A 6,577-nucleotide genomic window follows, 5' to 3' on the forward strand; every position below is an offset into this window, starting at 1 on the left:
CCGGGCGGTCGGCGCCGCCGCCACCACGAGCCGGGCGGTTGCCGGCGCGGGCAGCGGCGTTCTCGGCGCGGACCTCGGCGATGTTCTTGACGTCGCCCTTGTAGATCCAGACCTTCACGCCGATACGGCCGAAGGTCGTCTTGGCCTCGAAGAAGCCGTAGTCCACGTTCGCGCGGAGCGTGTGCAGGGGCACACGGCCCTCGCGGTAGAACTCCGAGCGGGACATCTCGGCGCCGCCGAGGCGGCCACCGCACTGGATCTTGATGCCCTTGGCGCCGGCCTTCATCGTGCCCTGCATGCTCTTACGCATGGCGCGACGGAAGGAGACGCGGGAGGAGAGCTGCTCGGCGACGGCCTGGGCCACCAGCTGAGCGTCCGTCTCCGGGTTCTTGACCTCGAGGATGTTGAGCTGGACCTGCTTCTTGGTCAGCTTCTCCAGGTCGCCACGAATACGGTCGGCCTCGGCGCCGCGGCGGCCGATGACGATGCCCGGACGCGCGGTGTGGATGTCGACGCGGACGCGGTCACGGGTGCGCTCGATCTCCACCTTGGAGATGCCGGCGCGCTCCATGCCGGACGTCATCATCCGACGGATGGCGACGTCTTCACCGACGTAGTCCTTGTACAGCTTGTCGGCGTACCACCGGGACTTGAAGTCCGTGGTGATGCCGAGCCGGAACCCATGCGGGTTAACCTTCTGGCCCATTACCGGGTTCCTTCCTTGCTGCTGACGACCACGGTGATGTGGCTGGTCCGCTTGCGGATCCGGTAGGCACGGCCCTGGGCACGCGGCCGGAACCGCTTCAGGGTCGGACCCTCGTCGACGTACGCCTCGCTGATGACCAGCGAAGAGGCGTCCGTGTGGTCGTAGTTGTGCGCGGCGTTGGCGATGGCGCTGTCCAGCACCTTGCCGACCGGCACGCTCGCGGCCTGCGGAGTGAAACGCAGGACCGCCTGAGCCTCCGTGGCATCCATGCCACGGATGAGGTCCACCACACGGCGGGCCTTCATGGGCGTAACGCGGATGTACCGCGCCTGGGCCCTGGCTTCCATGGTTGTCCTTCCAGTGTCTGTCATGGTCATTCCACCCCGCGTTAGCGGCGCTTCGACTTCCGGTCGTCCTTGACGTGACCCCGGAAGGTGCGCGTCGGCGAGAACTCGCCGAGCTTGTGGCCGACCATCGACTCGGTGACGAACACCGGAATGTGGGTCTTGCCGTTGTGCACCGCGATCGTGTGGCCGAGCATGGCCGGGATGATCATCGAGCGACGGGACCAGGTCTTGATGACGTTCTTGGTGCCGGCTTCGTTCTGTACGTCCACCTTCTTGATGAGGTGTCCGTCGACGAAGGGCCCCTTCTTGAGACTGCGCGGCATCTAAACCCGCTCCTAGCGCTTCTTGTTCGTCTTGCGGCGGCGGACGATGTACTTGCTCGAAGCCTTCTTCGGCGAGCGAGTACGACCCTCCTTCTGACCCCAGGGGCTGACCGGGTGGCGACCACCGGAGGTCTTGCCCTCACCACCACCGTGCGGGTGGTCAACCGGGTTCATCGCCACACCGCGGACGGTCGGGCGGACGCCGAGCCAGCGCTTACGGCCGGCCTTGCCCCAGTTGATGTTGCTCTGCTCGGCGTTGCCGACCTCGCCGACGGTGGCGCGGCAGCGCGCGTCGACCAGGCGGATCTCACCGGAGGGCATGCGGAGGTGGGCCATCGAGCCCTCCTTCGCGAGCAGCTGCACGGAGGTACCGGCGGAGCGGGCGAACTTGGCGCCGCCACCGGGACGGAGCTCGATCGCGTGGATCGTGGTACCGACCGGGATGTTGCGGAGCGCCAGGTTGTTGCCCGGCTTGATGTCGGCCCCGGGACCGTTCTCCACGCGGTCGCCCTGCTGCAGGTTGCGCGGGGCGAGGATGTAGCGCTTCTCACCGTCGGCGTAGTGCAGCAGCGCGATGCGCGCGGTGCGGTTGGGGTCGTACTCGATGTGCGCGACCTTCGCCGGCACGCCGTCCTTGTCGTGACGACGGAAGTCGATCACTCGGTAGGCGCGCTTGTGTCCGCCACCCTGGTGGCGAACGGTCACACGACCGGCGTTGTTACGGCCGCCCTTGCTGTGCAGCGGGCGGACCAGCGACTTCTCCGGCGTGGACCGCGTGATCTCGACGAAGTCGGCGACGCTGGAGCCACGACGGCCCGGCGTAGTCGGCTTGTACTTGCGGATTCCCATTTCTCAGTCCTCGTCCGATATCGGACGATCCGACCCGCTTACGCGGTCGGACCGCCGAAGATGTCGATACGGTCGCCCTCGGCAAGGGTCACGATGGCGCGCTTGGAGCCGGCACGCTGACCGAAGCCGGTCTTGGTGCGCTTGCGCTTGCCGATGCGGTTGATCGTGTTGACCCCGGTGACCTTGACCGAGAAGACCGCCTGGACGGCCTGCTTGATCTGGGTCTTGTTGGCGCCCGGCGCGACGATGAAGGTGTACTTGCCCTCGTCGAGCAGCGCGTAGCTCTTCTCCGACACGACCGGCTTCAGCAGCACGTCACGGGGGTCCGTGAACGCCTTGCTGGGCGCGGTGACGACGGTGTTCTTGCCCTCGGTGGCGTGGCGCTTCGCCTTGGCGACGCGCGCGGCCTTGGCGGCCTTGGCGGCCTTGGGGGCAATGCTCGGGTGACGCGTAGCCATCAGGCCTCGCTCCCTTCGGTGTCGTTGGCCGTGTTCGGGCCGGACACGAAGGACTCAAGGGCGGCCTGAGTGAAGACCACATCGTCCGAGACGATCACGTCGTACGTGTTCAGCTGGCCCGGCTCCAGGATGTGCACCTGGGGCAGGTTGCGGGCGGAGAGCCACGCGGCCTCGTCGGCGCGGTCGACGACCAGGAGCAGGTTCTTGCGCTCCGAGATCTTGCCGAACAGCGTCCGGGCGGCCTTCGTCGACGGGTTCTCACCCTCGACGACGCCGGAGACGACGTGGATGCGGTTGTGGCGGGCCCGGTCGGTGAGGGCGTGGCGCAGGGCCGCGGCCTTCATCTTCTTCGGGGTCCGCTGCGAGTAGTCACGCGGCTGCGGGCCGTGGACGACGCCACCGCCGGCGAACTGCGGCGCACGGGTCGAGCCCTGACGGGCGCGGCCGGTGCCCTTCTGGCGGTACGGCTTCTTGCCGCCACCACGGACTTCACCGCGACGCTTGGTCTTGTGCGTGCCCTGGCGGGCAGCCGCGTTCTGCGCGACGACGACCTGGTGGATCAGCGGGATGCTGATCTTCTCCACGCCGAAGATCTCCGCGGGGAGCTCGACGCTTCCGGTCTTCTCGCCTGCAGGCGAAAGGATGTCAACAGTGCTCATCGGTACCTCAGGCCCCCTTGGCCGCAGTGCGGACCAGGACGAGGCCGCCGTTCGGACCGGGGACAGCGCCCTTGATGAGCAGCAGACCCTTCTCCGCGTCAACGGCGTGGACGGTCAGGTTCTGGGTGGTGACCCGCTCGTTGCCCATGCGACCCGCCATGCGGAGGCCCTTGAACACACGGCCCGGGGTGGCGCAGCCACCGATGGAGCCGGGAGAGCGGTGCTTGCGCTGGGTGCCGTGACCGGCGCCGAGGCCCTTGAAGTTGTGACGCTTCATGACACCGGCGAAGCCCTTGCCCTTGCTCTTGCCGGTCACGTCCACCTTGACGCCGGCCTCGAAGACCTCGGCGGAGATCTCCTGGCCCAGCGTGTACTCGGAGGCGTCCGCGGTGCGGATCTCGACGAGGTGACGGCGGGGGGTGACGTCGGCCTTGGCGAAGTGGCCCTTGAGGGGCTTGTTCACCTTGCGAGGGTCGATCTCGCCGAAGGCGATCTGGACCGACTCGTAGCCGTCGACATCGTTCGTACGGACCTGGGTCACGACGTTGGGGCCGGCCTTGACGACGGTGACCGGAACAACACGGTTGTTCTCGTCCCACACCTGCGTCATGCCGAGCTTCTCGCCCAGGATGCCCTTGATCTGCTTAGCCATTCTCAGATCACCGGCCTTCAGAGCTTGATCTCGATGTCGACACCGGCCGGGAGGTCGAGTCGCATCAGAGAGTCAACGGTCTTGGGCGTCGGGTCGAGGATGTCGATCAGGCGCTTGTGCGTGCGCATCTCGAAGTGCTCGCGCGAGTCCTTGTACTTGTGCGGCGACTTGATGACGCAGTACACGTTCTTCTCAGTGGGCAGCGGCACCGGGCCCGCGACCGACGCACCAGTGCGGGTCACCGTCTCGACGATCTTCTTCGCCGAGCTGTCGATGACCTCGTGGTCGTAGGCCTTGAGCCGGATGCGGATCTTCTGTCCCGCCATGGCTACTCAGTAGTCCTTTGTCTGGTTTAACGCTCTGGAACCCGGTGTTCCCTTACTCTCCTCCGACCCACGCGGTCGGGTGTGTCGCGCTTCCGCTGACACGGATGCCCCTTGTTCGAGCATCCCTTGTCCGGGAAACACGGCCCTTCCGGAACCGCGGGCCGGGAGCAGAAGCCCACCGGGTGCCTGGCCGGCGCCGCACTGACACTTCCCGAAAGATTCCCGTACGTCCGCTCCAGCGCTGCCATAAGGCAGTTGGGGCGACGAGTACTGTGGGACTCGCTTCCGGTCCTCCCGACGGGAGGCGTGCAGCATCAACACTCGACCGAGCAACCCCGCTAGTCTGCCATACGGCCCAGCCCCTCCGCCAATCGAGCCGGAGAGATTACCCCGAGAGTGACGCAGGTCAAACCCAGGAGCCGCCGACGCCGTCCGGGGAGCCACTCGGGATGCCGTCCGGCGAGGCGCCCGGAGAGCTGGCGGAGCTGGCGGAGCTGTCGGAGCCGTCGGGAAAGAAGAAGCGGACCGCGAGGCTGATCGCTCCGAAGGACGCCAGCGCCAGCGCGGAGCGCAGCCACCTCATCCCTCCGGTCCACTCCTGGGGTACGCCGAAGACCACCCAGAGGGCGACGGCGATTCCGGCGAGCATGAGGGCCGCACCGACGAGGCGGCTTGCCAAGAGACTCATGCGTCCATGATCCACCGCGGCTTGGTGGGATCGACTCGATTCAGCCGGGCTCGCTGGTGCCCTCCGGTGCCTTCAGCCAGAACGCCGCGCCCAGGGTCAGGACCAGCGCGGCGGGCACCAGCAGAACAACCGTCGGATGAACGCCCTCGTGGAGGAGCCACGCGCCCAGCAGGCCGCCGAGGAACATCGCGGTGACCGAGGCGAGGCGGCGGCCCTCGTCGCCGGAGCCCGCCCCGATGCGGCTGTCGGGGTGCGGGGGCAGACCGCTGAGGAGGGCGGTCAGTGCGCGGGTGGACACCGTGGTGGGTACGTCCGCGACCCGCGCCCGCAGGGTGGTGACATTGCGTACGCCCATGGCCCCGGCGACCAGGGCGACCACGGCGAAGTGCGGTGCGTCCGCCGGGGCGCCCGTCGCGTCGACGCCGGTGCGCCAGGCGACCAGTCCGCCGAGTCCCAGCAGCAGGGCCTCGACGATCAGCGCGGCCACGAACCAGCGGCGGCCGCGGGCGTCCACGCTCGACTCGAACCGGGAACCGAGCACCGCGCCGACCGTGAAACCGACGAACGAGACGAGCGCGGCGGCCGGGGACAGGCCGACGGCGCCGGTGAGCGCGAAGGAGAAGAAGAGGAGGTTCCCGGTCTGCACCGCGGTGAACACCGGGCCGAGCACGAGGAAGCTGACGGCCTCGATCATGCCGGTCGTCAGCGTGAGCGCCACCATGACCGAGGTGAGCCCGACACCCGCTCGGGGCTTCGTACCGGGACCCTGCTTCATACCGGGACCCTAAGCGTGGGGTAATCCGCTCGCCCGCCACCGGCCGACGCTCCTACGCTGATCAGGTACGTCGGCTGTTCGGATACGCCGACTGTCCCGGGGGAACGTTCACGATGCGTACGCACTATCCGCGGACCAGGCATCTGCCCTGGTCCCCCGGCGCCACCGCCGACGATCTCCGGGTCACCGACCTGTCCGGCCTGCGCGGTCGCGAGGTCGTGGTGACCGAGAAGCTCGACGGCGAGAACACCACGCTGTACGCCGACGGCCTGCACGCCCGCTCACTCGACTCCGCGCACCACCCCTCCCGTACCTGGGTCAAGGCGCTCCAGGCCCGTATCGGCCACGCCGTTCCGGAGGGCTGGCGGGTGTGCGGGGAGAACATGTTCGCCCGGCATTCGATCGCGTACGACGACCTGGACAGCTGGTTCTACGGCTTCTCGGTGTGGGACGGGGACGGGCGCTGCCTGGACTGGGACCGGACGGTGGCGTTTCTGCGCGAACTCGGGCTCCCCGCGCCGCGCGTGCTGTGGCGGGGCGTGTTCGACGAGCGGGCGCTGCGCGCGCTGCGGCTGGATCTCGGACGGCAGGAGGGGTACGTCGTCCGGGTCGTGGACGGCTTCGACGCGGAGGAGTTCGGCGCCCGCGTCGCCAAGTGGGTGCGGGCCGGGCACGTACGGACGGACACGCACTGGATGCACGCGGCCGTCGTCGAGAACGGGCTGGGCGCGCGGGCCCCGCTGTGGGCGGTGCGTTCCGGGGCGCCCGCCGACGCCGACGCGCTGGCGGAGGCT

At 68.3% G+C, this 6,577-nt stretch carries 11 protein-coding genes; 1 reads left to right on the forward strand and 10 read right to left on the reverse strand.

The features are described from left to right. The 10 genes from rpsC to AWZ10_RS10320 all read right to left on the reverse strand — a co-directional run. A partial coding sequence (gene rpsC / locus AWZ10_RS10275; protein ID WP_060890915.1) for a 30S ribosomal protein S3 occupies positions 1-706 on the reverse strand: 706 nt, incomplete at its 3' end. Next, entirely contained in the window at positions 706-1,053 is a 348-nt protein-coding gene (gene rplV / locus AWZ10_RS10280; RefSeq protein ID WP_037694118.1) for a 50S ribosomal protein L22, read from the reverse strand. The genes rpsC and rplV, both read right to left, overlap by 1 nt. Positions 1,054-1,094: 41 nt before the next feature. Then, positions 1,095-1,376, reverse strand: a complete 282-nt coding sequence (gene rpsS, locus AWZ10_RS10285) for a 30S ribosomal protein S19 (protein ID WP_013001415.1) — start codon at positions 1,374-1,376, stop codon at positions 1,095-1,097. 12 nt (positions 1,377-1,388) lie between these two features. Then, the gene (gene rplB, locus AWZ10_RS10290; protein ID WP_037694116.1) at positions 1,389-2,225 is read right to left on the reverse strand and encodes a 50S ribosomal protein L2; all 837 of its coding nucleotides are present in this window, start codon (positions 2,223-2,225) and stop codon (positions 1,389-1,391) included. A gap of 38 nt (positions 2,226-2,263) precedes the next feature. Then, on the reverse strand, positions 2,264-2,683 hold the full coding sequence (rplW, locus tag AWZ10_RS10295) for a 50S ribosomal protein L23 (protein ID WP_037694112.1): 420 nt from the start codon (positions 2,681-2,683) through the stop codon (positions 2,264-2,266). Beyond that, complete coding sequence (gene rplD / locus AWZ10_RS10300; RefSeq protein WP_046704427.1) at positions 2,683-3,342, reverse strand: 50S ribosomal protein L4; 660 nt, start codon at positions 3,340-3,342, stop codon at positions 2,683-2,685. The genes rplW and rplD overlap by 1 nt, the downstream gene beginning before the upstream one ends. Positions 3,343-3,349: 7 nt before the next feature. After that, a complete protein-coding gene (gene rplC, locus AWZ10_RS10305) occupies positions 3,350-3,994 on the reverse strand; it encodes a 50S ribosomal protein L3 (protein WP_005481233.1) in 645 nt (214 codons plus the stop codon). Positions 3,995-4,011: 17 nt separating this feature from the next. After that, a complete protein-coding gene (rpsJ, locus tag AWZ10_RS10310) occupies positions 4,012-4,320 on the reverse strand; it encodes a 30S ribosomal protein S10 (RefSeq protein WP_003948644.1) in 309 nt (102 codons plus the stop codon). Positions 4,321-4,726: 406 nt separating this feature from the next. Beyond that, a complete protein-coding gene (locus tag AWZ10_RS10315; RefSeq protein ID WP_159058243.1) occupies positions 4,727-5,008 on the reverse strand; it encodes a hypothetical protein in 282 nt (93 codons plus the stop codon). A gap of 40 nt (positions 5,009-5,048) precedes the next feature. Beyond that, the gene (locus AWZ10_RS10320; protein ID WP_244172454.1) at positions 5,049-5,783 is read right to left on the reverse strand and encodes a YoaK family protein; all 735 of its coding nucleotides are present in this window, start codon (positions 5,781-5,783) and stop codon (positions 5,049-5,051) included. Positions 5,784-5,896: 113 nt separating this feature from the next. Here AWZ10_RS10320 and AWZ10_RS10325 point away from each other — a divergent pair. Beyond that, positions 5,897-6,577: RNA ligase family protein (locus AWZ10_RS10325; protein ID WP_167365937.1), on the forward strand; the 681-nt coding region annotated here is incomplete at its 3' end.

This window comes from Streptomyces europaeiscabiei, from assembly GCF_001550375.1.
Taxonomy (GTDB): Bacteria; Actinomycetota; Actinomycetes; order Streptomycetales; family Streptomycetaceae; genus Streptomyces; species Streptomyces europaeiscabiei.